Raw genomic sequence first — 24,760 nt, forward strand, 5'->3', positions numbered from 1 at the left:
TCACTCATATCGCTAGATAACTAAAATGTGTTAAACTAGGGGGTAGAATTCTGGGAAATCACGACCGATAGATCAGTCTCTGATTAGTCAGAATCCCTGAACCCCTGATTACCTCTTTCTCCCCCGGTCGGTGACAAAACCAATGGCTGAACAACGCTCTGTACTAAAATTTAATGGCATCGATGATCGCATGGATTTATCCCAGGGATTTCTTGACATCGATCAGAGTATTACCATTACATTTTGGGCAAAAGGGGAAAATAATTTATCCACAGAAACGACTCTTTTAGAAGCTGTTAATCGGGAAAATAACCGCGTTCTACATATTACCCTGCCTTGGGGCGATCCCGTGAAACCTGCAATTTTTTGGGATGCGGGAAATGAAGAAGGTTTCGATCGAATTGAAAAAAAAGTCAAGATTAAAGATTATAGTGATTGGACTCACTGGGCCTTTGTCAAAAATGCCACCACAGGCCGAATGTTAATCCACCGTAACGGGATCATATGGCATCGTGGCAACGGTCATAACCGTGCCTTAACCGGAATTGAAAAAATCATCTTAGGAGCCGCTGTTAATCTCTCCCATTATTGGCAAGGTTGTCTCGCCGAACTTTCTGTTTGGAATCAAGCACTTAGCCAAGAAGAAATCGAAAAAACGATGTATCAATCTCCCAGGGTTGATGACCTTAGCCTAGTCACTTATTTATCACTCAATGGCAATGCAGAAGATCAAACAAGTTATAGCAATCATGGTATTCTTTATGGGACAACCTGGCAACTAGATAGTCTTCCCGCCAAACCGACCTCGCCCCCTAAATCAAAAACTCAGACTAGCAGTAAAGTTAGAAGGAATGCAAAAAGGATAACAATGGTCAACGAAATATTTAACTCCCTTGAAGAAGAAGAAGTAATTGAACAGGATGCTCCAGCCGAACATCAAGAACCCTCCCCAGAAGAGAATCCAGAATCAACTATAATCACCGAAGAAGCTGCCCTTACCAGCAATGAAATGGAGGAAATTACTGAAAAAGCAATTTCTCAACCAGATATACTGACTTATTCAAACCAGAAAAAACGGTTAATTATTTGTTGTGATGGTTCTTGGGAAGACTCGGCCAGTGCTTACCCCACCAACGTGGTTAAATTCGCCGAATCCATTAAATATATTGCCGAAGATCAAACCCCTCAAATCGTCTTTCTGTCAGGTTCTGGCAGCCCAGAAGATAACGAATTCATCAAAAGTTTAGGAAATGAAACTTTTGGCTGGGGACTCGATCGAATGATTCAAGATGCCTATCGTTTTCTTGTCCTTAACTACAATCCCAAAAGCGAAGATGAAATTTATTTATTAGGTTTTAGTCGCGGAGCATATATCGTTCGATGTTTGGCAAGTTTTATCGATAAATGCGGAATCCTAAAACCCTCTAAGATTAAAGAAATTCCCCAAGCTTATCAACTATATCGAGATCACACCGTTAGTTCCGATAGTGCCAAAGCTCAACAATTTCGTGCCGCTAATGCCAAAAAAATTGAGACAGAAAAAGAAGATTTTCAAGATCGTATTCCAGTCAAGATGTTAGGTTGCTGGGATACAGTTGGCAATTTGGGTATTCCCGATTTAACTCCCTGGTTTCCCCTAGCGAAGTTTTATCATAAAAAATATGAATTTAGTAATACAAAATTAAGTCCGATTATCCAAAATGCTTTTCATGCAGTTGCCATTGATGAAAAACGGAAAAACTTCCCTTCCACTGCGATCAAAGCCAATCCCGAAAATCCTGAACAAGTTGTCAAAGAAGTTTTATTTGTCGGTGAACATACCTGTCTAGGTGGTGGCAAAAAAGAATATCAAGGACTTTCCGACTACCCCTTACAATGGATGATTAATCAAGCCAAAAAATTGGGATTAGAGTTTAACTCAAATACCTCTGAATCCGAGGAATTCCAAATTAAACCAGACCCGACCATCAAGTTCGATAATACGGTCAAGGGATTGTCGGCCTTGGGAGGTGAGCAGTCGCGACATTTCAACACAAAAGTTGTTACCGTTCATCACAGTGTAGTCAAACGATTAAAAGCTTTTTCCGATTATCGTCCCAAAAATCTTGAACCGTTTCTTCAAGCCTTACTTGACAGCGATCAGAAGAAAGAGTAACCTTGCTTTAAAATTAAATGAATCCTGCGCTAGAAATTTGAGGTGATTTTTATGGAACTCGATAACATTATTAAAAAAGTAGCAGGTGCTTATTTAGCTTCGGCTATTATTGCCGTCATCGTGCTAATTGTGACCCTCGGACAACCCTTTGTAGTTTTTCTGAGTATCGGAGCGATGGGGTTAGTTACTGTCTTGGGAGATGCGATCGCCGAGTACGGAATTGAAGCGGTTCTGAATTCTTTTTACACTGAGCGAAGTAAAAAAGAATCCCTGGAAACACTTTTAGCTGAAATTGATACTTTACCTCTGACTGATGACCTGAAATTAAAAACCAAAAAACACTTGACTGACCATCAAGAACAGACGGTAAAGCAGCAAGAAACGGTAACTGAGCCAACTCCTGAAAATCCTCAAACAGTTGTTATTGAAAATGAACCAGTTATTGAAGTTGAAAATGTTTAATTAGGTATTGCTCCCTCTTGTAATAGCTGGGAGCAGCCGATGATTATTGGTAAGTACTGAGGAATTTTTTGGTCTAAGATAGCTATGCTAAATAGGAACTCTCCACATCTGATGACCTATAAAAAAATTGCCATTTATGAGCAAAGCTATCAACTTCCTGTATTTAAAAATAGATACCTAAAAAACTTTCAGAAAATCATCAAAGAACGTCGAAAATTAATTCAAGAAGGAGTTCGCTACCATTACTATTTTGGTAAGATTATTAAACGAAAAGAAAAAATTACTCAACAAGAAATCCTGATGGAGACGCAGTTATTAATTAAAGACTATAATTTATTAATTAACGGACTAGAAATCTATCAAGACGGATACTATCGTTTTTTACTCCAACTCAGTGACAATCTCAAAATTTTATTTTCCCAAAAATATCAAGAATTAAAAATCTTAGACTACGAGAGAATAAAGTTAGAGATTAAAAATAATAATAATCAAAATATTCTCAATCAACTCAAGCTAGAAAAACAGGAAAATTTTCGGGCAATTTTGCTACTGGGAAAAACATCTTTTTTGATGTTGAGAAAAACGAAATTACTAGGGGAAGGAGTGCAGAAATTAGCCGAGGATACTCAAAAGCAGAAAAAAATTGTGCAAGCAATTATTCAAGAACTCAAAATTTATGAGGAATTAAATCATTATCAACTCAAATCCCAACAAGTTCGCCAAGAAATTGCTAATCTTGCCCAAAATGCGATTAATTTTGAAAACTACTTACAGGACTATTTTGCTCCTTTTCAATTATTAATAGAAGAAGTCCTTAAGGTGGATGAAGAATTTTATGCAACAGTGGGAGAAATTAAGTATTTGGTAGATAATATTTTTCCACCTCAACCTGATCTTTTAGAAACGTCAGATTCCGCCATAAATTCTGAGTTTTTGTTAAATTTTCTAGCAACTGGTTACGAGAAAGAAGCAAGGTTAAAAGAGGCTTTTTCCTCTGAGCAATTTGATGATTACTTATTCAATGAAAGTGAATGGTCAGCACAATTTATTTCCCTAGAAAAAACCATCAATAAATTATCTGCTCATTTAGCGGAACAAGAGGTTTGTCAAAAAGACACTATCCCCAAAATTCCCCTGGCAATAGTTGTTTCTCAATTCCCTCAAAACAATCTTGACAAATCTTCTAGTTCTAAAAATCCCCCGACTTCTCCAAATATCTTAACTCAAGAATCGGCGGATCTTGATTATAATCAATTACAAGATTTGCTAAAAAAGCAACAGTGGCAAGCGGCTGATCGCCAAACGACCAAACTACTATTAAAAATTTTGGGTAGAACCTACTGGAATGAGGTTTATCCTCAAGATATTGCTCAATTACCTTGTTCAGAACTGAAAAAAATTGATCAACTTTGGCTGCATTATAGTCATGGTCATTTCGGGTTTAGTATTCAGCAGGCTATTTTCTCTAGTCTCGGTGGTTTAGTGGATTATGAAACTCAAAAGAAACTTGGCGATCGCTTAGGTTGGCGGAAGGAAGGTCAATGGCTCAATTATGAGCAACTAAACTTTCAATTAGAGCTGAATTCTCCCCTCGGTCATTTACCGGTTCATTGGTTGATTTTTGAGGAAAATCTTGGTTATTCATCTGCTGAAGCTTCTGATCATCAAAACTCCGTGGCTTTCTGGAGAGTTGGTAATTGGTTATTATGGCAACTTCACCTCGTTTTCAGCAAAATTCAAGCCTGTGGAATTATTCCTCTTTCTGACTTTTAAAACCATCATCTATCAGCTTGTAGGGTGCGTTAAGCGGTAATAATCTTTGACAAAAACCAAAATTAACAATCTGCGGTAACGCACCACTTTAACATTTCTGAAACCCTTGAATTGCAGCCAAAATAAATTAGCGAGAAAATTCTAGATCCTCACCCATTTTAAGGCTTTTGGGTCTTTATCGTAACGATAATTAACCCCATCTTTAGCAGTAATGATTTTACCTAAACTAGCACGACTCCTGACGTTACTTAAAGAATAATCAGTTAGGGACTGCATTTGTTGATGGGACAAACCTTCAGTTATTTCAGAAACTCCTGCAATCTCCGAATCATGCTCAGTTTTAACCTCAGAAAAAGTCTCTATTTTTACCGCCGAGAAATTTTCTGATTTGTTTGACATCATAACCATATTATTAACTTTTTGACGCTGATAATCTTCTACAGTTGACAGCTGCCAATGGGAATTTTCTGTTAACTCTAAGACCCATTGATGATAATTAAATAAACTTTCCCGATGACCAACACTAATAAAAGTGGTTTCACTTTCCTGTAATTGCCGATATAAACTGGCTTCATTTACTAAATCTAAAGCGCTGGTTGCTTCATCTAAGATAGTAAAAGTGGGTTTAGTGATTAATAGTCGAGCAAAAGCTAATCTTTGCTGTTCTCCCAGAGATAAAATTTGTTCCCAATTAACTTCTTTATCTAAGCCATTTTCGTCAGTTAATAAATGTTGAAGATTGACTTTTTTTAAGATATTTTTTAATTCTTCATCGCTCAGCTGCTCATTGGTATGGGGATAAAGTAATTGCTGGCGTAAAGTGCCAAGAATAATATAAGGACGTTGGGGTAAAAACAACATTTGAGCTAAAGGAGGACGTACTAAACGACCACTACCCGCTTTCCATAAACCGGCGATTGCTCGTAGCAAGGAACTTTTTCCTCGACCACTAGGGCCAATAATCAGTAGGCTTTCTCCCAAGGGAACAGAAACCGATAAATTCTCCACAATTACCTTTTCATAATCGGGAGTTTGTAGGGTAAAATTTTCAAAAGCTAGACGATCATCTTCCAGGGTGGTAATACGACTTAAGTTTTTCGGCTCTTCACTGGCAACTGTTAAGGCATCTTTCAAGGTAGCTAACCGTTCAATATAACTTGAAACTTTACCCGATGTTCCCCACTCAGTAATTAATTGTCCCAAGGCATTAGAAAAAAGGAAACAGCATAAACTAGCTTGACTAATTTCTCCATAATCAATTTCATTTTTAATAAACATCGGGGTCAAAATAAACATTGAAAATACACTAATCGCTGACTGATAACCACGATTAAAAAGATTATTAAAACGTTCCCAATTTATCAGCTTTTCCGAACTTTGAATAACTCGTTCAAAACGGCGTTCAATTATTTTTTCTTCTTGCTCTTCTCCCTGAAAAAAAGCAATAGATTCGGCGTGGTTACGCACATGGGTTAAAGCATAACTATAATCCGCTTTATCATTAAGTTCAGATTGATTAATTTTATTTAATTCTTGAGTTAGATAAATTGCTATTAAATTTCCTGCGATCGTATAAATTATCAGATAAACAGCAATTTGTGGGGAAATTGTCCAAAGAATAATCGAAAAAGTAATCATTTGTAACCCTTTTTCCACTAAGGTAATTAAAAACCTTAAGGTCATGGTCGTAATTGGTTCAATTTCTTGAGATAATCTTTGATCAGGGTTCTTTAAAGTAGAGGTAAAATCAATGTTATAATAAGCGCGATCATTGAGATATTTTTTAACGGTTTGTTTCGTTAACCACTTATACCAATCCAATGCCACTTGACGACGAATAAATTGAGAAAAAGCAAATAAACCTGTTGTTCCTATAATCAAGAAACTGGATAACCATAACGTATTGAGATATTTAGAAAGGTCTCTATCTTCAATAATAATGTCGAGTACATAACGATTCCAGTAGCTACTAAAAGCTTCTACCCCCACCGTTGCCAAGATACTTAAAAGAATCAAAGCTGACATTCCCCAAGAAATGATCACATCTCCAAAGGCACGTCCATTTAACTCCGTTGGATACCAATAGGGTTGAGCCACAATTTTTAGGCTTTCCCAAAATTGACCAAATAGTGAAAAGGGATTATTGGAGGATTGATCAGACACAACAGGGTTTTCCGTCGCTTTTTTAGTGGTATATTGGGACATCTATATCCAATTGGTGGTTACTTTACTGTTCTCTTGACAACTCAATATCACATTGTAGCGGGAGAATTACCCGTTTTTGTCTTTTGATAACATTTTTATCTCGAAGTTGAAGTTTTAGGAGTTCGGTTCCCTTGGAGTTATGGTGATCAGCAAATCTTATCAAAGAAAGGGCTTACGCTATAAGCTCTTACCAAATTACACCCAGTGCAATGTAGAAGCGCCAGTATTGCGCCCACAATGTAATATATATTAACATTTTTCCCCGATATACGCTAGTTAATAGAAGTTATCCAAGAAAGAATAAATGTAGATTAAACTGTGATTAATTCAGTTTGATCGATCAATTTCGCCACAATACAGGAGAATAGATTGATGAGTGGTTTTATGGATTGCTGTCTAATCCTCTCAGTATTTTGGCTTATTTTTTCTTGGCTTAGTTCATGCTACTTTCTGCTACATTTTCAGGTGCGGACTGTCGGTTTTAAGCAAGTCTCTAAAAGCCAACACCTAACACCTTACTCCCCCAATCCCAATTGCTCCAATAGCTGAAGGATAGTTTTTCCGGTCACAGGATCTCGCCAATCGGGGGCAATTTCTGCCAGGGGAACCAGCACAAAGGCGCGTTCTCGGCAACGGGGATGGGGTATCTGTAATTCGGGCGTTTCTAAGATCAAGTCCTCATAAAATATTAAGTCTAAATCGAGGGTACGCGGTCCCCACCTTTCCCGTCGGACTCTCCCGAATAACTGCTCGATTTCTAATAATTTATGCAGTAAATCTAGGGGCGATAAATCCACTTGCACAATGGCGCAACCGTTGAGATAATTCGGCTGAGGAGGGCCGACGGCCGCAGTTTGATACCATTGGGAATGAGCTTTTAATTTAATTCCTTTGACTCGCTCTAATTCCCCTAAAGCTTGCCCTAAAATTGTCGCTGAATCTCCTAAATTACTGCCTAGAGCGATTGCTGCCCGTTTCATCCACACCCTTCCTCAACAATAATCTCGGCTAATTCCCCCGTCGCTCCTAAAGATTTACCTAAAAATATATTGACATTTGGATGCTTTTGCGCTATTTCAAAAACTTGGGCTTCGATCGCGGCCGTAATTCCACCGGCAAAGAGGAAATAGGGCAGTATAGCGATTGTTTGGCTACCTTGAGCGATTAAAATCTCGATTTGTCGGCATAAACTCGGTTCTATCGACCAATAAGCTGTAATTACTCCAAAAAACGCCGCTAGATTTTCCACTTCCCGATTACCCCCGGGGCGACGACTACCGTGGGACAGTAAAATGCGGTCTTGGGGGCTTAAATCAGCAAATTGTCGGGATAACAGCGATTTTATGCCCTGATAACTGCCTACATGGGGCTTTAACTCTAGCTTAATTGGCGATCGCACTTTGGCCACGGCCGCGGGAATATCTTCTTTAACGTGAACCCCCGACAGGAGAAACAGGGGGATAATCTGCAACTGGTTACATCCTTGGCTTTGTGCTTGTTGGGCAAAAGCTTCTATTTGTTGATGGAGCGGTGTTATCGCTAATTCTAGAGCGGCAGTCCCCACTAATACCTGATTATCTGCTTCTAGAACCGCTATAGATGGGCTAAACTCCGATTTACTCCCTAATCTTTCGGCGGGTTGACTGATTTTTTCCCGAACTAAGGCTGCTAATTGAGTCACCGCCATAACTGGACGCGGATCGCGACTACCGTGGAAAACCAATAAGTAGGCTGAGGAGGTCTTCAAAGAAATCTGGCCAAAATAGTTTAGTTTTTAGCCTAATACATTTTGTCTCCCTTTAGGCATCAATGCCCCTGATATTCTCAATTTAGCTGGTAAGCGGAAAAACCTCCCCACTAGCCCCAAGTGCTACCATTTTAGGCAGTGTAAAGTGTGAGCAAATCAGCCCGCCGGCTTGAGTTAGTCTAGATATTGAGGTATAATTGCTATTGACAGAAACTGCCAGAGGTATATTTGTATTATGCGGGTAATTAGCCGTCGAATACTTCGCGATTTCTGTATCACTAATGCTAATTCCTGCGAGTCTCTCTATGATTGGTATAGAGTCGTTAGTAAAGCGGCATGGCAAAATCTAATCGATGTGCAAGCCACTTATAAAAGTGCTGAATCTGTTGGTAATTTCACTGTTTTTAACATTAAAGGAAATCACTTTCGTCTAATTGTAGATATAGTTTATAGCCGACAGACTATCTATATTAAATACATTCTTACCCATGCCGAGTACGATAAAGGAAATTGGAAAAATGATGCTTACTTTTAATTCTAAAACCTATGGAGAATTACTCGCTCACTATCAACCAAAAGCAATCACCACAGAGGTGGAAAACGAGCGAGCGATCGCAATTGCCCAAGAGTTAGAACATCGCTCGGAACTTAGTTTAGAGGAGGAGGCTTTACTGGAGTTATTGATTAGTTTGATCGAAAGGTTCGAGGCAGATAATTATCCAATTCCTGACAGAAATCCTTTAGCGACTTTACAGCATCTGATAGAAGCTAACGAGATAGAATATCCAGAGCTAATTACTATTTTGGGTTCCCCTGATGCGGTGGAGCAAATAATTAAGGGACAACGCAGCATCAATCAGTCAGAAGCTAGGTCTTTGGGGGCATATTTTCGGGTTGATGCCAGTTTATTTACTTAATAAGTACCTAAGCAAAATTAATTACACATCTCAAGGGGATTAATTTAATTTGGCACGACTACTTAACAAATTATTGCGATAGCTTGCCATTAACTAATTTTCAGCGATAATCTAAAGTCAGAGTCTATCGGGAGATAAGATCATGAACTTTCGTCTAGTTCTATTTTCAGGCCTAGTAACGGCTTTAGTTGGTGCTGGTATCGGTTATGGCATTAGCCGCATTGAACGCAATCCCAGCCAAGTCAACTATAAAAATCCCTATAGCTATCAAATCATCTATGGACGTTATTTGACCGGTGCCGGGGCAGCTCTGGGCTTCTGTGTGGGCGCGGGTTTGCAAATGGTCAAAGAACTCAAAGAAGCCAGAGATAGAGAAATGGGCATCATGGATGATGGCTCAGAATTCTAGTCTTTTGGGGCTAATTCCTCAAGAATGATAAATTGAACGTGATTAATCGCTAAATCGCCGATGGGAACTTGGGTTTTTAACACCGGTTGTCCTTGACTAAGCATTCGTTCAAAGGGGATATCTTTGGCAATTTCCGTGTGATACCAAGCTAAACCCATAAAGAAACGATTGGGATAGGGACCGCCTTCAAAAATATCATCGGGATTGGACTCCATGGGAACCCAACCGATAGAGGGCAGATAAAATTCCATCCAGACGTGATTGTAATCCGGTTCGAGGGGTAAATTACGTTCAAGGGGATGGGGTGGGCATTTATAGCGTCCTACCGTGCGACAGGCAATACCATTGAGACGACACAAGGCCAATAATAAACCCACATATTCCCCACAGGAACCGACTCCGCGCCGCAGGGCAATATCAGGGGTGTCGATGTTGGGTTTGATACCGTAGGAAAGCTGATCATAGACGTAATTACGAATACTATAAACTTTTCTGAGGAGATTGGTTTCCCGACCGGTCGCTTCTTCGGCAGCATTGAGGATAATTTCTGTATTCATGGCCAGATCATCATTATCGATCAAATAGCGATCGGGAAAATCGGCGGGTAAGGGGGGTAAATCTTCGCAATCTTGGGGAGTAATTTGGTATTTAATACCCCATACTTCTAATACTACTTTCCAACCAAAAATATGACGTTGTTTGCCGGTTATTTGCTCGAACTTAAATACTGCCACCCGCTGCCCGTCCTGAATTTCTTCAATAAAAGGCAATCCCACTGCTTCGACACTGCGAATTTTTTGCCGTGGTGTTTCTAAGGGTAAAGCGATGCGCCATTCCACATCTTTTAGTTCGATATTATAGAGAGGTTCTAATTCCTCGACGTAGGATAATTCAATCAGATAACCGTTAGAAAGGGCGTATTTTTTAGCGGGATCGTAGTGAAAATATAGAGGATGGACAAAAGTACGCGGACGATAACTAAGTTCGTGAACCTGTTCGGAATTGGGATTATCGCGGATACAGGGTTCTTGGAAAGCATAGGCCACATATAGGATATCCTTGCCACTGTTAGCATCGCGATAAAACGCTAATCCCGTCGGCGATTCAAAAGGAGTTATCATGCTAAAAAGCTGTTCTCCCGTGGCGCGATCGAGACAGTAAACCGTTTGTTCTAGGGTATCCGTTAGCCAAAGTTCTTCCCCGCGAATGGTGATATTTTCGATGCCGATACCAGGTGCGTATAAACGAGTAATTTCCTGTCCCGATTGGCGATCAAATATAAAGATTTGTCCAGAACGTTGACAAGTGACATAAATTGTGTTACCAGTTACAGCGACTCCGTTAGCGGTGTAGGGAAGACGGGTGAAAAATTTCGGGGTAAAATCTTCGAGAGTGCAGCAGTAGAGATTTTCGCGAGTGGTAAACCAGAGGTTATTTTGATCATCGATTGCCAATCCCGTCGTCCCGACGAATTCCTGCCAGCGATGGGAATTAAGTACGCTTGTATGACCAGTATCGAGGGCAATTTGGTATAAATAGCCGTTTTTTGCGTCGATAGCGATTAATTTGTCATCTTGAAATACAATTCCGTGCAGGGCCGTGGCGCTAATCGGACGAATCGTTTGACGATGGGAGGGAAGACTGGCAGGATCGAAAATCATAGGAGGAAACGAAAAGGGAGAGCGTTTTTAGATGAATAAAACAGCAATTCTCCCCACGATAACAAATTTTCTCGCCCCTGAATGCTCGTAATGAACTGCAATCCCGAAAAAAATGTCAAGAATTGTCACCTATAGTCCCTCTCATACCCTTGTACCTACCTACGAGTGTTTCAATCGTTGCAGTTATTGTAATTTTCGCAGGGATTTAGGTACTGATGGCTGGTTAAGTTTGGAAAAAGCCAAAGAGATTTTAACTGCTTTGCAGGGTTCGGAAATTACGGAAATTTTAATTCTTAGCGGCGAAGTTCATCCTTTAGCACCCAATCGAGAGTTATGGTTTCGCCATATTTATAATTTAGGAGAATTGGCTTTAAATATGGGTTTTTATCCCCATACCAATGCGGGTATTTTAACTTTTGCTGAGATGGAAAAACTAAAAAATGTCAATCTATCTATGGGCATAATGTTAGAACAAATGACGGTGACTTTATTAAATACTGTCCATCGTCAGGCTCCCAGTAAAGTGCCGTCCCTGCGCTTAGAACAGTTACAATGGGCGGGAGAATTAGCAATTCCTTTTACCACGGGGTTATTATTAGGAATTGGTGAAACAGAAGGCGATCGCTTAGTGACCTTAGAAACTATTGCCACTATTCATCAACGTTGGGGACATATTCAAGAAGTGATCCTACAACCCTACAATCCGGGTAAAAGAGAACAGTGGCAAAATAACCCTTTTGATCTGCAAAAATTACCCGCTTTAGTGAGACAAGCTAGGGAAATTTTGCCCCCAGATATTGTCATTCAAATTCCCCCGAATCTAGTCCCTGATCCTCTTTTTCTCTTGGATTGTTTAGCGGCAGGAGCGCAGGATTTAGGCGGTATTGGCATTATCGATGAAGTTAATCCCGATTACCTCCATTTACACCCCGATAAATTAAAGGAATTTTTAGCAGTTTATGGCTGGGAATTAAAGCCGCGTCTGCCGGTTTATCAGTAAACAGTAAACAGTAATCAGTAATCAGTGAAAAGATAGCACTGTTAATGTCATTTAACACGCCTTACTTAATACCACATAATTGATTAGGGACTTGCGTGGGAATAATATCCCAATCGATCGGAGGGCGCAAGCTTTGCGCCCCTACAGTAACGGATTTTGTCCACAATGTAGGGGCGAACTGCGTTCGCCCAAAAGGTACATTATCAAAGCGCAAGTCCCTTATTATTCATTTTTAATTCTCCTGACGACCGACGACCGAGGCTGCATCTCATTTTTGTCAATCTACCAATTGGGATTTTTACGGGGAAACTCTCGGCTAAGATCGGGCATTACTTCCGATTTTATCACTCAATCCAAGCTTTTGGGGGGTTCTACCCCCCAAACCCCGGAGCGCATTAGTTTTTCGGTGGTATGCTTACACGCAGCTGCTGATACATTTGTAATCATCTAAGAGTTACTGATAATTGCTGATTGTTGGTATTCCTGCAAATGTGAGATGCTCCTAACCCTAAGTAGTCGTGCAAAATTAATTTCCTAGTAAAGATTAGGCAAAAGGCAAGAGGCAAAAGGCAAGAGGGGGTTAGATATGTGTAATTAATTTTGCTTAGGTACTTAACAACAATTTTTGATTTTTACCAGAGGTCTTATGATTCCCTCAAGCGAGCGCTACTGGCTCAAAAATGCTCATATTCCGGTTTCCCTCCTAGAAAATGAGGTTTTTTCTCCCCAAACCTCCGAGGGATTAACCTTAGTTAATCTGGAAATTAATGAAGGTTACATTAATCGCATCACCTCAACAATCCCCCCCGAAGATAATATTCCCGTCATCGACCTCAAAAAAAAGATTATTTTTCCTTGTTTTATCGATATGCACACCCATCTCGATAAAGGTCATAGTTGGCAGCGTTGTCCTAACCATGATGGCACTTTTGACAGTGCCTTAAAAATGGTCCTAGAGGATTCCCGACGGGAGTGGCGCTTAGAGGATGTGTATCGTCGCATGGAATTCGGCCTTAAATGCAGTTATGCCCACGGAACCGCCGCTATTCGCACCCATATCGACTCTTTTGGTCAACAGGCACAGATTAGCTTGACTGCTTTGGCAGAATTGCAACGACAATGGGCCGGTAAAATCACCCTGCAAGCGGTTTCTCTAGTTTCCCTTGACTACTATCAAACCTCCGAGGGAGCGGCCTTAGCCGATAAAATTGCCGAATTTGGAGGCATATTAGGGGGAGTAGCCTACACAAATCCTGATTTACAGGCACAAATTGATATTGCCTTCAAATTAGCCCAAGAAAGGGGCTTAAATCTCGATTTTCATCTGGATGAAAACGGCGACCCCGATTCTACCTGTTTAGCAGCGATCGCGCGTACTGCTATCAAAAAGCAATTTTCTGGACAAATCATCTGTGGTCACTGTTGCAGTTTAGCGGTACAATCCCCTGAAATAATCCAAGAAACCCTAAATTTAGTCAAAAATGCGGGCATTGCTATCGTTAGCTTGCCGATGTGCAATCTCTACCTACAGGATCGTCAAGAGGAAAAAACTCCCTTTTGGCGCGGGACAACTAAAATAAAAGAGATGAAAAAAGCGGGAATTCCGGTTGCTTTTGCCAGCGATAACTGTCGCGATCCCTTTTATGGTTTTGGGGATCACGATGGTTTAGAAGTCTTTACTCAAGCGGTGCGGATTGCTCACCTCGATACACCCTACGCTGACTGGGTAAATAGTGTCACCCTCACCCCAGCAAATCTGCTCGGATTGCCCCATTTAGGGCGCATTAAGACGGGTCTAGAGGCAAATTTGTTAATTTTCAAGGCTCGCTACTTTAGCGAGCTATTATCGCGACCACAGTGGGATCGCCTCGTGATTCGGCGCGGGTTGAGCATCGATACGACTCTCCCCGATTACCAAGAGTTAGATGATTTAGTTCTAGGAATTGAGCAAATCCTCTAGGGGTTTAACAAAAACTACCGATTCTAGGTTGATAGCACCGTAAATATGGGGAAATGTCTCTTTTTCTAGCTCTAAAGTGGCATTTTCTGGGTTAGGATGCTGGGGCTGCTCCCATTTGACCGGGGCCTGCAATTGTTCGAGAGAAATGACTAAAACCAGTAAATTTGGCTGATTTTGATAAAAAGCGGCCACAACTTTCGGAATTTGTTCCAAGGTGGAACAATGGATAAATCCCTCATTTTTTAGAGAATGCGCCCGATATTCCCCCATTTCACGAGCTATTCGCCAACCTCTTTCCGTGGTGATGTGATAGATCATCGGTTCGCCTCCTACTGTCACTTTATTCCTAATTTTAGGATACAGCGTGAAGCTATTAGCATCCCTCAATTCTCTTAAACTAGAGGTCAGGGAATAAAGACAAGAAATTTGGTTTCTTAGGTTTGTGTTATGCAATGGATGGAGATTATAAAGGAAAGTTGTTAGATTTATTCAACAAGACCTAAATAAAAATAATCTCCTGTCTCCTGTCTCGACTAGGAAATGAATTTTGCTGTTAACAATTATAGCTCTCAAAAGGGGGTGGGAATGATGAGATCAAGTTTAGTTTCGGTCTGGGGATGACGAAAAGATAATTGTTTAGCGTGTAGGTATAAACGGTCGGACTGCTTACCATTGTACAAGCGATCGCCTAAAATTCCTATCCCTAATCCCTGTTGACTATGAACACGAATTTGATGGGTTCTTCCCGTGTATGGAATAAATTCTAGCCGAGAATAATTGCCTTCTTTACCGACAACTTTAAAATAGGTTTGACTAGCTTTTCCTCTTTGCCAATCCACAGTTTGATAGGGTCGATTTTGCGGATTTCCCCAGAGAGGTAGATCAATTATACCTAATTCTCGCTCAATAATTTCTGACAATATAGCTTCGTAGATTTTTTCCACTTCTCGCCGTTGAAATTGTTGGGATAAACAACGATAAATATCTAAATTTTTAGCTAGTAATAATATACCCGAAGTTTCTCGGTCTAAACGATGAACGGGAATAAGATTTTTTCCCTGACGACGAAACCGATTAACCACAGCATCTTGACTATCTTGATAACGTCCTGCTACCGATAATAATCCCGCAGGTTTATTAATAGCAATTATTCCCTCGTCTTCGTAGATAATTTCTAGGGATGAACGTAAACCAGAGAGTAAAAAACCCATGAGAGGTTGACATCTTTCTTGACAAGCACCATAAAATTCTCCCTGTTTTCTATCTCGATTTGATTCTCCCCACCAAAATTCGGCCATAGCGATGGGTTTTAATCCTTTCATAGCGGCATAATTTAATAATTTTGGGGCGCAACATTCCCCTGTTCCCGTCGGTAACAAATTACTGCCCATCAATTTAGCTAAGGAGAGAGATTGTCCAGAAAAATTATTTAAACAGTAGGATTGATACAGCAATTCCTGTAACTGTTTGGAGAGGTTCCTACGCTGTTGCTTAAGTTCAATAATTCTATGATTTGCTAAGTTTATTTTCTCAATTAAGGGTTCTAAAACTTGTTTTTGTTCCTGTTTTAATTGCTTTTTTGCTCTTTTTTCCTGACGACTGAGATTGTTTAACTTTTCTAATTCTTCTGAGTTTAAATCTCCTAAATTTCTTAATCTATCTCGTTCCTGTTTATGGTTTTGATGTTGTTGTTGTAAAGCTTGTATTTTGCGCTCAAAACTTGCTTGATTGAGTTGATATAAGTTATGTTCTGGGATTGATTGTAGGGTGATAATTTCCTGTTTAATTGTTTCTAAAAGTTGCAAAACTCGCTTTTCTTCCAGCATAATTTTTTCTCTTCCCAATAGGGACGGAACCCAGCCAGCAGCTTCTCCCTGTCCAGAAAAAGCTTTTAAAATTTCTATTTCGCCAGCGGCATTTTCTCCTAACAAAATGCCATACATTTTGCCTTCAGGATTGGTGATAGTTGTCATCAAATCTTGGGCAATTTTTTCAGCCAAAAGAGTGCGGGGCAAGCGCAATAACTCGCCCGTTTCGGGACAAATTCCTTGATAATAATAAGTAACTTCCTTCACTCTTTAAGAACAGGAAAGGGGCTAGAGATACCCCTAAGAAAAACAATTGGCAAAGAAATCGATAGTTTCCTGTAGGGCGACAATAAAGCTATCAATTTCTTCGCGGGTATTATAAAAATATAGACTTGCCCGCGCGCTGCCAGAAGCATCAAAAAGGCGGTGTAGAGGTTGGGTACAGTGATGACCAGAACGAATAGCGATTCCTTCGTGGTCTAATAAAGTGGCTAAATCACTAGCATGAATCCCTCCCACATTAAAGGCGGCTAAACTAGCGCGACCTTGGCCCGTTAAACTAGGTGATGGACCGTAAATTTTTAACCCCTCAATTTCTCCTAGTTTTTTGAACAAATGGGCGGTTAATTCTTCTTCGTAGGCATGAATATTATCCATCCCTAAACCCATTAAATATTCTACCGCAGCACCGAGGGCAATCGCTTCGCCAATAGCGGGGGTTCCGGCTTCAAATTTGTGGGGCAGTTCGGCACAGGTAAAATGGTCTAAATAGACTTCTGCAATCATTTCGCCACCACCAAAAAAGGGCGGCATTGCCTCTAAAATAGCCTCTTTGCCGTACAAAAATCCAATGCCGGTGGGGGCGCACATTTTATGACCACTAGCCACCAACCAATCACAATCTATGGACTGCACATTAATTGCTAAATGGGGGACACTTTGACAGGCATCAATTAATACTTTTGCCCCGACTTGATGGGCAAGGCTGACTATTTCGGCAACGGGATTAATACAGCCTAATGTATTGGAAACATGGAGGACAGCAACTAATTTGGTTTTGTCAGATAACAAGGATTTATATTGTTCTAAATCAAAGCTTTCGTCGCTGGTTAATTGCACATATTTAATCACCGCCCCCGTCTTTTGGCAGACAATTTGCCAGGGGATTAAATTACTGTGGTGTTCCATCACCGAGAGAATAATTTCATCCCCTGCTTTCAGGGTATTTAATGCCCAACTGTAGGCGACTAAATTAATCGCTTCCGTGGCGTTGCGAGTATAGACAATTTCCTGACGAGAAGCGGCATTAATAAACCTAGCCACCTTATCTCTGGCCCCTTCGTAGGCTTCCGTTGCCCGCACACTTAAAGTATGCGCCCCCCGATGCACATTAGCGTTATCTTTTTCGTAATAGTTTCGCAGGGTTTCTAATACTTGAATCGGTTTTTGGGAAGTGGCGGCACTATCGAGATAGATAAGGGGTTTATCGTGTACGGTTTGATGGAGAATAGGGAAATCGGCGCGGACTTTTTGGGCGAGGGTTTTTTCTTGGATAATTGTCATTTTAGTCAGGAGTCAGAGGGGTACTTTGGGCAGGTTGACACCCACCCCGGTAGAGTTATTCCACACTGCGACAGGCGACGCATTGCCCCAATCTTTGGCGGAGGGATTCTAGAGGAATTTTAGCTAAAATCTCAGCCGAGAAAGCATCAATTAACAAACTGCGGGCGGTGTCGGCGCTTAAGCCCCGGCTTTGCAGATAGAATAAATCATCGGCTTCCAGTTGGCTAATGGTTGCCCCGTGGGAACATTTGACGTTATCGGCGGTAATTTGTAATTCCGGTTTGGTGTTGACTCGTGCCTTGTTAGAAATTAACAAATTCCGATTTAACTGGGAGGCGTTGGTTAATTGGGCGGGCTTGGGAACAAACACTCTACCATTAAAGATGGCGTGAGCGCTACCATCAACGATACATTTATGCAGTTGGTTGCTGATACCGTGGGGATGGTTGAGATAGATGGCGCTGTGGGTATCGGCGGTTTGTTGTCCGGTAATCATGGCTAATCCGTGCAGATTTGTCTCGGTTTGTTCCCCTTTTTGCAGGATATCGAGGTTATGACGGTAGAGTTTAGCCCCTAGATTTATCTCGTTAAGAGTGTAACGGCTATCGCGCCCTTGTTCAATTATCGTGCGTCCGATGTGAAAACCATCTCCCGATTCCCGTTGTAATCTGGTATGGATGACCTCGGCGTTGGCTTCGAGGTAAATTTCCGTGACAGCGTTGGTAAAATAAGAGTAATTTACAGGTAAATCGGAGCAGTGTTCGGCTAAAGCCCCGTAATTCTCGATAATATTGACACTAGCTCCCGTTTCCGCCACGATGAGGCTATGGGGCTGATAAAAGCGGGGAATTTCCTCCACAACGGTGATAAATAAGAGATGTATCGGAGTTGTGACGACGGTGTTAGCGGTGACGTGAATTACTGCCACATCGCTTAAACCAGCTTGGTTGAGTGCGGTAAAAAATTCGGGGGTTTTTTCTTTCCCTAGGTAGTTGACAAGAACATCTTTTTGTGCATTGGCGAGATTGCTGACGCTGACACCGGGGGGTAAAGCGGAGATATCGGACAATTCAGGCTGATAAATGCCGTTAACGAAGACTAAACGGCTGTTTTTGGCTTCGGGAAGTAAAAAAACAGCTAGGGCATTTTTATCGATTGTAACGGTTTGGGGGGCGCGAAAATCGATCGTCCAGAGTTGACTTAAATCGGTGAATTGCCATTCTTCATCTTTTCTGCCAGGGATGGCTAATTCTTGAGCTTTACTAGCTCCCGATTCTCTTAATTCGAGAATTTTACCGTTATCGATAGTGGGAACCGTTTCGCGAGACAATTTTAACAATAATTCTCCTGATTGTTCAGGTTTCGTGATTATGGCTGTCATTGGTAGGGGTGGGGTGTGGGAATTATGAATTATAAATTATGAATTATGAATTGGGGAGAGGGGAGAATAAGTAAAAATAATCTCCTGACTACTGGTAACTGGTAACTGGTAACTGATAACTGGTAACTGGTAACTGGTAACTGGTAACTGGTAACTGGTAACTGATAACTTATAACTGACTACTGATAACTGACTACTGATAGCTAGATTATTTAACGGCTAATACTTGTTCGTCGAGGAAATCGTAGCCAGTTCTTTCTAATTCGAGGGCTAATTCTTTACCGCCACTGGTGACAATGCGCCCATCGTACATAACATGAATAACATCGGGTTCAATGTAGTTGAGCAGACGCTGGTAGTGAGTGATAAGTAAAAAAGCGTTATCGGGGGTAGCTAATTGATTAACTCCCTGGGCAACAATTCGTAAAGCATCGATGTCTAAACCAGAGTCAATTTCATCGAGAATTCCTAAAGTGGGTTCTAATAAAGCCATTTGGAGGATTTCATTACGTTTTTTCTCACCACCGGAGAAACCTTCGTTTAAACTTCTGCCAAGAAAGCTAGGATTCATCTGGACAACTTCTAGTTTTTTCTCGACTAATTCCTCAAAGTCAAAACTATCTAATTCTTCCGAACCTAAATATTTTTGTCGGGCATTATAGGCAACGCGAAGAAAATCGAGGTTACTAACGCCTGGGATTTCTAGGGGATATTGGAAAGCGAGAAAGATACCCATAAGCGCTCGTTCATCGGGTTCTTTGTCTAAAAGGTTTTCGCCTTTATAAATTATTTCTCCCCCAGTTACTTCATAATCGGGATGTCCGGCGATTACTTTGGAAAAGGTGCTTTTTCCTGAGCCATTGCGTCCCATAATTGCGTGGGTTTCACCCGCTTTAATTTCGAGGTTAACTCCTTTAAGAATCTGGTTTCCGTCAATACTAGCGGTCAGATTTTTTACCGATAAAATTACTTCACTCATGTTTTTTTGTTGGCAGGTGCAAATATTTCTAGAGACTAATTATATTTCAGCGAACACTGATAACTGATAACTGATAACTGATAACTGTTATCCGACGGTTCCTTCGAGCTTGAGACTGAGGAGTTTATCAGCTTCGGCGGCGAATTCCATCGGTAATTTACTGAGGACATCCTTACAAAAACCACTGACTAACATAGAGACAGCATCTTCCTCGGAAATACCCCGTTGTGCGAAGTAGAATAATTGGTCTTCACCGATTTTAGAAGTGGAAGCTTCGTGTTCTACTTTGGCACTGTTGTTATCCACCTGAATATAGGGAAAAGTGTTAGCTTCGGCATTATCTCCAATTAGCATAGAATCACACTGGGAGTAATTTCTTGCTCCCTTGGCTTTCGGTCCCATTTTCACTAACCCGCGATAACTATTTTGGGAATTACCTGCCGAAATTCCCTTAGAAATAATTGTACTTTTGGTGTTGCGACCAATGTGAATCATTTTCGTACCTGTATCGGCCTGTTGTTTGTTATTAGTTAGGGCAATTGAGTAGAATTCACCGACGGAATTATCGCCAACTAAGACACAACTGGGATACTTCCAAGTAATAGCTGAACCGGTTTCCACCTGCGTCCAAGAAATCTTAGAATTAACTCCTTTACACAGACCCCGTTTAGTGACGAAATTATAAATACCTCCCTTACCATTGGCATCGCCAGCGTACCAATTTTGTACAGTCGAATATTTAATATCCGCATTATCGAGGGCGACTAATTCCACGACGGCGGCATGAAGTTGATTACTATCGTACATCGGAGCGGTGCAACCTTCTAAATAACTTACCGATGCCCCTTCTTCAGCGACAATTAAAGTTCTTTCAAATTGTCCCGTCTCACCGTTATTAATCCGAAAATAGGTGGACAATTCCATCGGACAGGTGACACCTTTGGGGATAAAAACAAAGGAACCATCGCTAAAAACAGCAGAATTAAGAGCGGCAAAATAATTATCACCCACGGGAACCACACTGCCCAGATATTTCTGCACTAAGTCGGGATGTTCCTGTAAAGCTTCCGAGATAGAACAGAAAATCACACCCTGTTCTGCTAGTTTTTCTTTAAAAGTTGTGGCGATAGAAACGCTGTCAAAGATAGCATCGACAGCGACGTTAGAAAGGCGTTTTTGTTCCGAAAGGGGAATGCCTAATTTTTCAAAGGTTTCGATTAAAGTGGGGTCAACTTCTTCCAGACTGTTGAGTTTTTCTTTTTTCTGTTTAGGTGCAGAGTAGTAGATAATATTTTGATAATCAATGGCAGGATAGGAAACGTGCGGCCAACTTGGTTCGGTCATCTTTTGCCATTGATGGTAGGCCCGGAGACGAAAATCGAGCATGAATTCCGGTTCCTTCTTTTTCGCCGAAATTAGGCGAATAATCTCCTCATTCAAACCGCGAGGGATGGTTTCCGATTCGATATCGGTAATGAAACCGTACTTGTAGGGTTGGTTAACGAGGTTTTTAACGGTGGTTGCACTCATGGGGGTTGGTGTTCTCTCTACGGGGGAGGCAGTTAAACAACTTTCCTGTTGTTTAAATTGATTATATAATAGATTAACAACAAAGCTGTTGTCAAAGTCAGGGAAAATTTGAGAGGATGCTGATAAACCTCTGTTATTCAAGTTACTCTGTAGGGGTAATTGGCCGCTCCTTGACCCTCAGCAATTGTACGCTAAAGCCTCTGTTTTTGGTATCATGACCACGACTCAACCCGCCTCGACGAAAGACGATATTCTGCAATATTTGCTCAAAAACGGTCAATCTACCGCCCAAGACTTGGCTGAGGAGTTAAGTATTAGTCCGCAAGCGACGCGCCGCCATCTTAAGGATTTGGAGGGGGAAGGACTGATTGAATATTTTGCCGGACAAAATAAGATAGGACGACCCCAGCACATTTATCGTCTCAGTCGTCAAGGTCGTGGCCGTTTTCCCCATAATTACGATAATTTCGCTGTTTCTTTCCTCAATACTCTGGTGGAGACGGTGGGAGAGCAACAGGTGGGAGAAATTCTCAAAAAACAGTGGCAACGCAAAGCGGCAGAATATCAATTACGCCTCGGCAAGGGGTCTTTAGGAGAAAGAATGAGAAAATTGCTGGAAATTCGCCAAGAGGAGGGTTATATGGCAGAATTAGTGGCACTGGAAGCAGAAAATAGCTATGTCCTAGCCGAGCATCATTGCGCTATTGCTGAGGTGGCTGGTTCCTATCCCAGTATCTGTGGCCATGAATTAGAAATGTTTGCGCTGCTGCTGCCCGATTGCACGATCGAACGTACTCACTGGATCAATCAAGGTGAGCAACGATGTGGTTATCTAATTAAGTGCAAGGGTTGACAGAAAAAGATTAGAGATTTTCATCGGGATTTATGCCCAATTCCCGCAGTTTAGCCGCTAATTTTGCGTATTTCTGCCTTCCCTGTTCAACATATTGAGCAACTCTTTTTCCACTTGCTCAATAATATCCTTCTTCTTGTGATAACTAGCATTGTCTAATATAATGATAATTATAGATCCTTTTTCTCGAAAATATTTGGACAGATTTCCCAAGTTTATCCATTCTTGACGAATCTCTTCATGAAGTTTCTTTAATTGTTAATAGAAAGTTTCTAAATTTCCTTTTTTGTATGATTTCCATTTTTCCTCCTATCTTCTAGACTTTCTAAATTGTTAAGTACCTAAGCAAAATTAATTACACATTTCGATAAAGCTTTTGCCTCTTGCCTGTCTTCACTAGGAAATTTATTTTGCATGACTACTTAGGATCGTCATGAACACACCAATGGGCGGCTGTTTTGAGTGAACAACCAATAAACTCAGCTACTTCTCCTTGATCCTTCGGCTTTGCTCAGACTTCGGCCATGAGCGAAGCGTTATCTCTAGACTACCCCTAAAACCAGAGACTTTTTACCCCAGAAACAATCCATCAGGTGCAGACAATTAGTGAGGAACCAGTCATCACCCTCAATATCTACGGTGATACGTTTGCTTCTAAACGTTTTCAATTCGATCCTCTCACTAATCGAGCAGTTAATTTTGAGGTTAGAGAAATGATAGATAAATGAGAAGATCATGAGATAAATATGAAAGTTTTCTGGGTAAAAATTAGTTAAGATAAGGATAAATTAAAGGATAAACAACTATAGATGTTTACTTCACTCGAACTTTTAACCATTTCTTTTGTGGCCGTGGGATTAGCCGCCGACGCCGTGGCCGTTTCTTTGACCAGTGGCCTAATGATTCGTCATATTCATGTTAATAAGGCTTTGAAAATTGCTTTGTTTTTTGGTGGATTTCAAGCGATTATGCCGATGATTGGTTGGGGTATCGGCCTAACTTGTCGCGATTTTCTCGCCTCTTTTGACCACTGGATCGCTTTTATTATTTTAGGGGCGATCGGCAGTAAAATGATCTACGAAGCTGTTCAAAATGATGATGAGGAAAAAGGTTTTAATCCTCTAGATTCCTATACTTTAATCGGATTAGCGATCGCTACTAGCATCGATGCTTTAGTAGTTGGTTTGGGTTTATCGATGATTAAAACTCCCTTACTTTTAACTTGCACTGTCATCGGTTCTATTACCTTTGCTTTGTGTTTTATCGCTGTTTTTATTGGGCATAAATTCGGTAATTTATTTAGTCAAAAGGTGGAAATTCTCGGCGGTTTAGTTTTAATATTAATCGGTAGTAAAATCCTTATTGAACATTTAATTGCCTAGATCATCTCTATTGTTGACTATCCCCCCTCTGTTTGAACAGGGGAGTGGCTAATTCGGGATAACCAGCCTCAATTAAAGCCTGATCTCTGATGCGACAGGAATCGCATAAACCGCAGGGTTCAACTTCTCCTTGATAACAAGACCAAGTATCAGCAATGGGAACCCCTAAACTAACAGCGCGACGGACGATATCTACCTTACTATCCATCACCAAAGGGGCAATTAATTGGGGTGCTTTCCCTTCTAAACCGGCTTTCGATGATAAATTAGCTAAAGTTTGAAAGGCATCTAAATACTCAGGACGACAATCGGGATAACCAGAATAATCCACCGCATTAATTCCTAAATATATCGCCTCCGCTTCCCTTGCTTCCGCTAAAGAAAGAGCGATCGAAATAAAAACCGTATTTCTCCCTGGCACATAGGTAATCGGGATAATATTAGGGTTAATTCCCTCTTGGGGAATAGCAATAGATTGATCCGTTAAAGCGGAACCTCCCCATAAAGATAGATTGACTTCGAGCAGATGATGTTCTTTAATTTCGAGGAAATTAGCAATTTTTTTCGCCGCCGCTAATTCTCGCTCGTGTCTTTGTCCATAACGAAAGGAAAGGGCAATTAATTGATAGCCAGCAGCTGAAGCGATCGCTGCTGTTGTCGCTGAATCTAATCCCCCAGAAAGTAAAATAATCGCCTTTTTTGTCATTATCCTAATGTCACCTGTACTTGTTGATAATTAGCTACTAAGATAAATTGTTTGATCTACTGCAAATCTCACAAAATCTCCTGAATTGCCTCCCCTGCAAAAACGGGAATTTCGTATTCCTGACCATCAATTATTACTCTGCCGGCTCTCCCAAGTTTGGTGGGTAAAATGTATTCTAATACTAAATCTGGTTATTAAAAACTGATTATTTATTCCCCCTTTTGCCTCTTGCCTCTCCTCATAAATAGCCTGTACTCAACGGATTTAGT

At 40.9% G+C, this 24,760-nt stretch carries 22 protein-coding genes and 2 pseudogenes; 11 read left to right on the forward strand and 13 right to left on the reverse strand.

Annotation, left to right across the window (positions count from 1 at the left end; genetic code table 11):
• The first annotated feature begins 142 nt into the window (after nucleotides 1-142).
• From ACE3JL_RS00005 to ACE3JL_RS00015, 3 genes are all read left to right on the forward strand, one after another.
• Nucleotides 143-2,155, forward strand: a complete 2,013-nt coding sequence (locus ACE3JL_RS00005; protein WP_375328569.1) for a phospholipase effector Tle1 domain-containing protein — start codon at nucleotides 143-145, stop codon at nucleotides 2,153-2,155.
• A 51-nt stretch (nucleotides 2,156-2,206) separates the two neighbouring features.
• Nucleotides 2,207-2,617, forward strand: a complete 411-nt coding sequence (locus ACE3JL_RS00010; RefSeq protein WP_375328570.1) for a hypothetical protein — start codon at nucleotides 2,207-2,209, stop codon at nucleotides 2,615-2,617.
• Between the two features lie 111 nt (nucleotides 2,618-2,728).
• Nucleotides 2,729-4,390, forward strand: a complete 1,662-nt coding sequence (locus ACE3JL_RS00015; protein ID WP_375328571.1) for a GUN4 domain-containing protein — start codon at nucleotides 2,729-2,731, stop codon at nucleotides 4,388-4,390.
• Between the two features lie 141 nt (nucleotides 4,391-4,531).
• Here ACE3JL_RS00015 and ACE3JL_RS00020 read toward each other — a convergent pair whose 3' ends face one another.
• From ACE3JL_RS00020 to ACE3JL_RS00030, 3 genes are all read right to left on the reverse strand, one after another.
• The gene (locus ACE3JL_RS00020) at nucleotides 4,532-6,595 is read right to left on the reverse strand and encodes an ABC transporter ATP-binding protein/permease (RefSeq protein ID WP_271989522.1); all 2,064 of its coding nucleotides are present in this window, start codon (nucleotides 6,593-6,595) and stop codon (nucleotides 4,532-4,534) included.
• Between the two features lie 515 nt (nucleotides 6,596-7,110).
• Nucleotides 7,111-7,575, reverse strand: a complete 465-nt coding sequence (gene folK, locus ACE3JL_RS00025; RefSeq protein WP_271989520.1) for a 2-amino-4-hydroxy-6-hydroxymethyldihydropteridine diphosphokinase — start codon at nucleotides 7,573-7,575, stop codon at nucleotides 7,111-7,113.
• Nucleotides 7,572-8,282 (reverse strand): sirohydrochlorin chelatase, encoded by a 711-nt coding sequence (locus ACE3JL_RS00030; RefSeq protein ID WP_375329654.1) that lies wholly within the window; start codon nucleotides 8,280-8,282, stop codon nucleotides 7,572-7,574. Before ACE3JL_RS00030 ends, folK begins: the two co-directional genes overlap by 4 nt.
• Nucleotides 8,283-8,577: 295 nt before the next feature.
• On the opposite strand from ACE3JL_RS00030, the gene ACE3JL_RS00035 reads away from it, so the two are divergent.
• From ACE3JL_RS00035 to ACE3JL_RS00045, 3 genes are all read left to right on the forward strand, one after another.
• Nucleotides 8,578-8,877, forward strand: a complete 300-nt coding sequence (locus ACE3JL_RS00035; RefSeq protein ID WP_375328572.1) for a type II toxin-antitoxin system HigB family toxin — start codon at nucleotides 8,578-8,580, stop codon at nucleotides 8,875-8,877.
• On the forward strand, nucleotides 8,864-9,259 hold the full coding sequence (locus tag ACE3JL_RS00040) for a type II toxin-antitoxin system HigA family antitoxin (RefSeq protein ID WP_196219547.1): 396 nt from the start codon (nucleotides 8,864-8,866) through the stop codon (nucleotides 9,257-9,259). Before ACE3JL_RS00035 ends, ACE3JL_RS00040 begins: the two co-directional genes overlap by 14 nt.
• Before the next feature lie 142 nt (nucleotides 9,260-9,401).
• A complete protein-coding gene (locus ACE3JL_RS00045; protein ID WP_271989519.1) occupies nucleotides 9,402-9,668 on the forward strand; it encodes a hypothetical protein in 267 nt (88 codons plus the stop codon).
• Here ACE3JL_RS00045 and ACE3JL_RS00050 read toward each other — a convergent pair.
• The gene (locus ACE3JL_RS00050) at nucleotides 9,665-11,329 is read right to left on the reverse strand and encodes a transglutaminase domain-containing protein (protein ID WP_271989517.1); all 1,665 of its coding nucleotides are present in this window, start codon (nucleotides 11,327-11,329) and stop codon (nucleotides 9,665-9,667) included. The two genes, ACE3JL_RS00045 and ACE3JL_RS00050, sit on opposite strands and share 4 nt — an antisense overlap.
• A gap of 112 nt (nucleotides 11,330-11,441) precedes the next feature.
• Between ACE3JL_RS00050 and cofG the strand changes: the two genes are divergently transcribed.
• Both cofG and ACE3JL_RS00060 read left to right on the forward strand, forming a co-directional pair.
• Nucleotides 11,442-12,329, forward strand: coding sequence for a 7,8-didemethyl-8-hydroxy-5-deazariboflavin synthase subunit CofG (gene cofG, locus ACE3JL_RS00055; protein ID WP_375328573.1), 888 nt, complete (start codon nucleotides 11,442-11,444; stop codon nucleotides 12,327-12,329).
• A 646-nt stretch (nucleotides 12,330-12,975) separates the two neighbouring features.
• Nucleotides 12,976-14,289: a cytosine deaminase gene (locus tag ACE3JL_RS00060; RefSeq protein ID WP_375328574.1), complete on the forward strand. Its 1,314-nt coding sequence runs from the start codon at nucleotides 12,976-12,978 to the stop codon at nucleotides 14,287-14,289.
• Here ACE3JL_RS00060 and ACE3JL_RS00065 read toward each other — a convergent pair.
• The 6 genes from ACE3JL_RS00065 to sufB all read right to left on the reverse strand — a co-directional run bounded on the left by ACE3JL_RS00065 (nucleotide 14,266) and on the right by sufB (nucleotide 21,550).
• The gene (locus tag ACE3JL_RS00065) at nucleotides 14,266-14,607 is read right to left on the reverse strand and encodes a DUF952 domain-containing protein (RefSeq protein ID WP_271989511.1); all 342 of its coding nucleotides are present in this window, start codon (nucleotides 14,605-14,607) and stop codon (nucleotides 14,266-14,268) included. The two genes, ACE3JL_RS00060 and ACE3JL_RS00065, sit on opposite strands and share 24 nt — an antisense overlap.
• 251 nt (nucleotides 14,608-14,858) lie before the next feature.
• Nucleotides 14,859-16,364 (reverse strand): RluA family pseudouridine synthase, encoded by a 1,506-nt coding sequence (locus ACE3JL_RS00070; protein WP_375328575.1) that lies wholly within the window; start codon nucleotides 16,362-16,364, stop codon nucleotides 14,859-14,861.
• A 33-nt stretch (nucleotides 16,365-16,397) separates the two neighbouring features.
• The gene (locus tag ACE3JL_RS00075; protein ID WP_375328576.1) at nucleotides 16,398-17,660 is read right to left on the reverse strand and encodes a SufS family cysteine desulfurase; all 1,263 of its coding nucleotides are present in this window, start codon (nucleotides 17,658-17,660) and stop codon (nucleotides 16,398-16,400) included.
• Nucleotides 17,661-17,715: 55 nt separating this feature from the next.
• Nucleotides 17,716-19,041 (reverse strand): Fe-S cluster assembly protein SufD, encoded by a 1,326-nt coding sequence (gene sufD, locus ACE3JL_RS00080; protein ID WP_375328577.1) that lies wholly within the window; start codon nucleotides 19,039-19,041, stop codon nucleotides 17,716-17,718.
• Between the two features lie 208 nt (nucleotides 19,042-19,249).
• Nucleotides 19,250-20,020 carry a Fe-S cluster assembly ATPase SufC gene (gene sufC, locus ACE3JL_RS00085; RefSeq protein ID WP_002783202.1) on the reverse strand — a complete coding sequence of 257 codons (771 nt, stop codon included), beginning with the start codon at nucleotides 20,018-20,020 and terminating at the stop codon, nucleotides 19,250-19,252.
• An 87-nt stretch (nucleotides 20,021-20,107) separates the two neighbouring features.
• Nucleotides 20,108-21,550: a Fe-S cluster assembly protein SufB gene (sufB, locus tag ACE3JL_RS00090; protein WP_375328578.1), complete on the reverse strand. Its 1,443-nt coding sequence runs from the start codon at nucleotides 21,548-21,550 to the stop codon at nucleotides 20,108-20,110.
• A gap of 214 nt (nucleotides 21,551-21,764) precedes the next feature.
• Between sufB and sufR the strand changes: the two genes are divergently transcribed.
• On the forward strand, nucleotides 21,765-22,403 hold the full coding sequence (gene sufR / locus ACE3JL_RS00095) for an iron-sulfur cluster biosynthesis transcriptional regulator SufR (protein WP_271989505.1): 639 nt from the start codon (nucleotides 21,765-21,767) through the stop codon (nucleotides 22,401-22,403).
• Between the two features lie 10 nt (nucleotides 22,404-22,413).
• Here sufR and ACE3JL_RS00100 read toward each other — a convergent pair.
• A pseudogene (locus tag ACE3JL_RS00100) lies at nucleotides 22,414-22,497 on the reverse strand (Uma2 family endonuclease); the annotation flags it as partial.
• Nucleotides 22,494-22,691: pseudogene (locus tag ACE3JL_RS00105) on the reverse strand (IS630 family transposase); the annotation flags it as partial. The pseudogenes ACE3JL_RS00100 and ACE3JL_RS00105, both read right to left, overlap by 4 nt.
• 305 nt (nucleotides 22,692-22,996) lie before the next feature.
• Here ACE3JL_RS00105 and ACE3JL_RS00110 point away from each other — a divergent pair.
• The gene (locus tag ACE3JL_RS00110; protein ID WP_271989504.1) at nucleotides 22,997-23,131 is read left to right on the forward strand and encodes a hypothetical protein; all 135 of its coding nucleotides are present in this window, start codon (nucleotides 22,997-22,999) and stop codon (nucleotides 23,129-23,131) included.
• A gap of 81 nt (nucleotides 23,132-23,212) precedes the next feature.
• Nucleotides 23,213-23,785 (forward strand): manganese efflux pump MntP family protein, encoded by a 573-nt coding sequence (locus tag ACE3JL_RS00115; RefSeq protein WP_150976524.1) that lies wholly within the window; start codon nucleotides 23,213-23,215, stop codon nucleotides 23,783-23,785.
• 7 nt (nucleotides 23,786-23,792) lie between these two features.
• On the opposite strand, the gene queC is transcribed toward ACE3JL_RS00115, so the two are convergent.
• Nucleotides 23,793-24,491 (reverse strand): 7-cyano-7-deazaguanine synthase QueC, encoded by a 699-nt coding sequence (queC, locus tag ACE3JL_RS00120; protein WP_150976525.1) that lies wholly within the window; start codon nucleotides 24,489-24,491, stop codon nucleotides 23,793-23,795.
• Nucleotides 24,492-24,760: the final 269 nt, after the last annotated feature.

The organism is Microcystis sp. BLCC-F210 (assembly GCF_042134685.1).
In the GTDB taxonomy this organism is placed as follows: domain Bacteria; phylum Cyanobacteriota; class Cyanobacteriia; order Cyanobacteriales; family Microcystaceae; genus Microcystis; species Microcystis aeruginosa_D.

What these genes read in the sequence shown, in the direction of transcription:
- ACE3JL_RS00005 (WP_375328569.1), top strand. Translation starts at nt 143, where the DNA reads ATGGCTGAACAACGCTCTGTACTAAAATTTAATGGCATCGATGATCGC.
- ACE3JL_RS00010 (WP_375328570.1), top strand. Translation starts at nt 2,207, where the DNA reads ATGGAACTCGATAACATTATTAAAAAAGTAGCAGGTGCTTATTTAGCT.
- ACE3JL_RS00015 (WP_375328571.1), top strand. Translation starts at nt 2,729, where the DNA reads ATGACCTATAAAAAAATTGCCATTTATGAGCAAAGCTATCAACTTCCT.
- ACE3JL_RS00020 (WP_271989522.1), bottom strand. Translation starts at nt 6,595, where the DNA reads ATGTCCCAATATACCACTAAAAAAGCGACGGAAAACCCTGTTGTGTCT.
- folK (WP_271989520.1), bottom strand. Translation starts at nt 7,575, where the DNA reads ATGAAACGGGCAGCAATCGCTCTAGGCAGTAATTTAGGAGATTCAGCG.
- ACE3JL_RS00030 (WP_375329654.1), bottom strand. Translation starts at nt 8,282, where the DNA reads ATGGCGGTGACTCAATTAGCAGCCTTAGTTCGGGAAAAAATCAGTCAA.
- ACE3JL_RS00035 (WP_375328572.1), top strand. Translation starts at nt 8,578, where the DNA reads ATGCGGGTAATTAGCCGTCGAATACTTCGCGATTTCTGTATCACTAAT.
- ACE3JL_RS00040 (WP_196219547.1), top strand. Translation starts at nt 8,864, where the DNA reads ATGCTTACTTTTAATTCTAAAACCTATGGAGAATTACTCGCTCACTAT.
- ACE3JL_RS00045 (WP_271989519.1), top strand. Translation starts at nt 9,402, where the DNA reads ATGAACTTTCGTCTAGTTCTATTTTCAGGCCTAGTAACGGCTTTAGTT.
- ACE3JL_RS00050 (WP_271989517.1), bottom strand. Translation starts at nt 11,329, where the DNA reads ATGATTTTCGATCCTGCCAGTCTTCCCTCCCATCGTCAAACGATTCGT.
- cofG (WP_375328573.1), top strand. Translation starts at nt 11,442, where the DNA reads ATGTCAAGAATTGTCACCTATAGTCCCTCTCATACCCTTGTACCTACC.
- ACE3JL_RS00060 (WP_375328574.1), top strand. Translation starts at nt 12,976, where the DNA reads ATGATTCCCTCAAGCGAGCGCTACTGGCTCAAAAATGCTCATATTCCG.
- ACE3JL_RS00065 (WP_271989511.1), bottom strand. Translation starts at nt 14,607, where the DNA reads ATGATCTATCACATCACCACGGAAAGAGGTTGGCGAATAGCTCGTGAA.
- ACE3JL_RS00075 (WP_375328576.1), bottom strand. Translation starts at nt 17,660, where the DNA reads ATGACAATTATCCAAGAAAAAACCCTCGCCCAAAAAGTCCGCGCCGAT.
- sufD (WP_375328577.1), bottom strand. Translation starts at nt 19,041, where the DNA reads ATGACAGCCATAATCACGAAACCTGAACAATCAGGAGAATTATTGTTA.
- sufC (WP_002783202.1), bottom strand. Translation starts at nt 20,020, where the DNA reads ATGAGTGAAGTAATTTTATCGGTAAAAAATCTGACCGCTAGTATTGAC.
- sufB (WP_375328578.1), bottom strand. Translation starts at nt 21,550, where the DNA reads ATGAGTGCAACCACCGTTAAAAACCTCGTTAACCAACCCTACAAGTAC.
- sufR (WP_271989505.1), top strand. Translation starts at nt 21,765, where the DNA reads ATGACCACGACTCAACCCGCCTCGACGAAAGACGATATTCTGCAATAT.
- ACE3JL_RS00115 (WP_150976524.1), top strand. Translation starts at nt 23,213, where the DNA reads ATGTTTACTTCACTCGAACTTTTAACCATTTCTTTTGTGGCCGTGGGA.
- queC (WP_150976525.1), bottom strand. Translation starts at nt 24,491, where the DNA reads ATGACAAAAAAGGCGATTATTTTACTTTCTGGGGGATTAGATTCAGCG.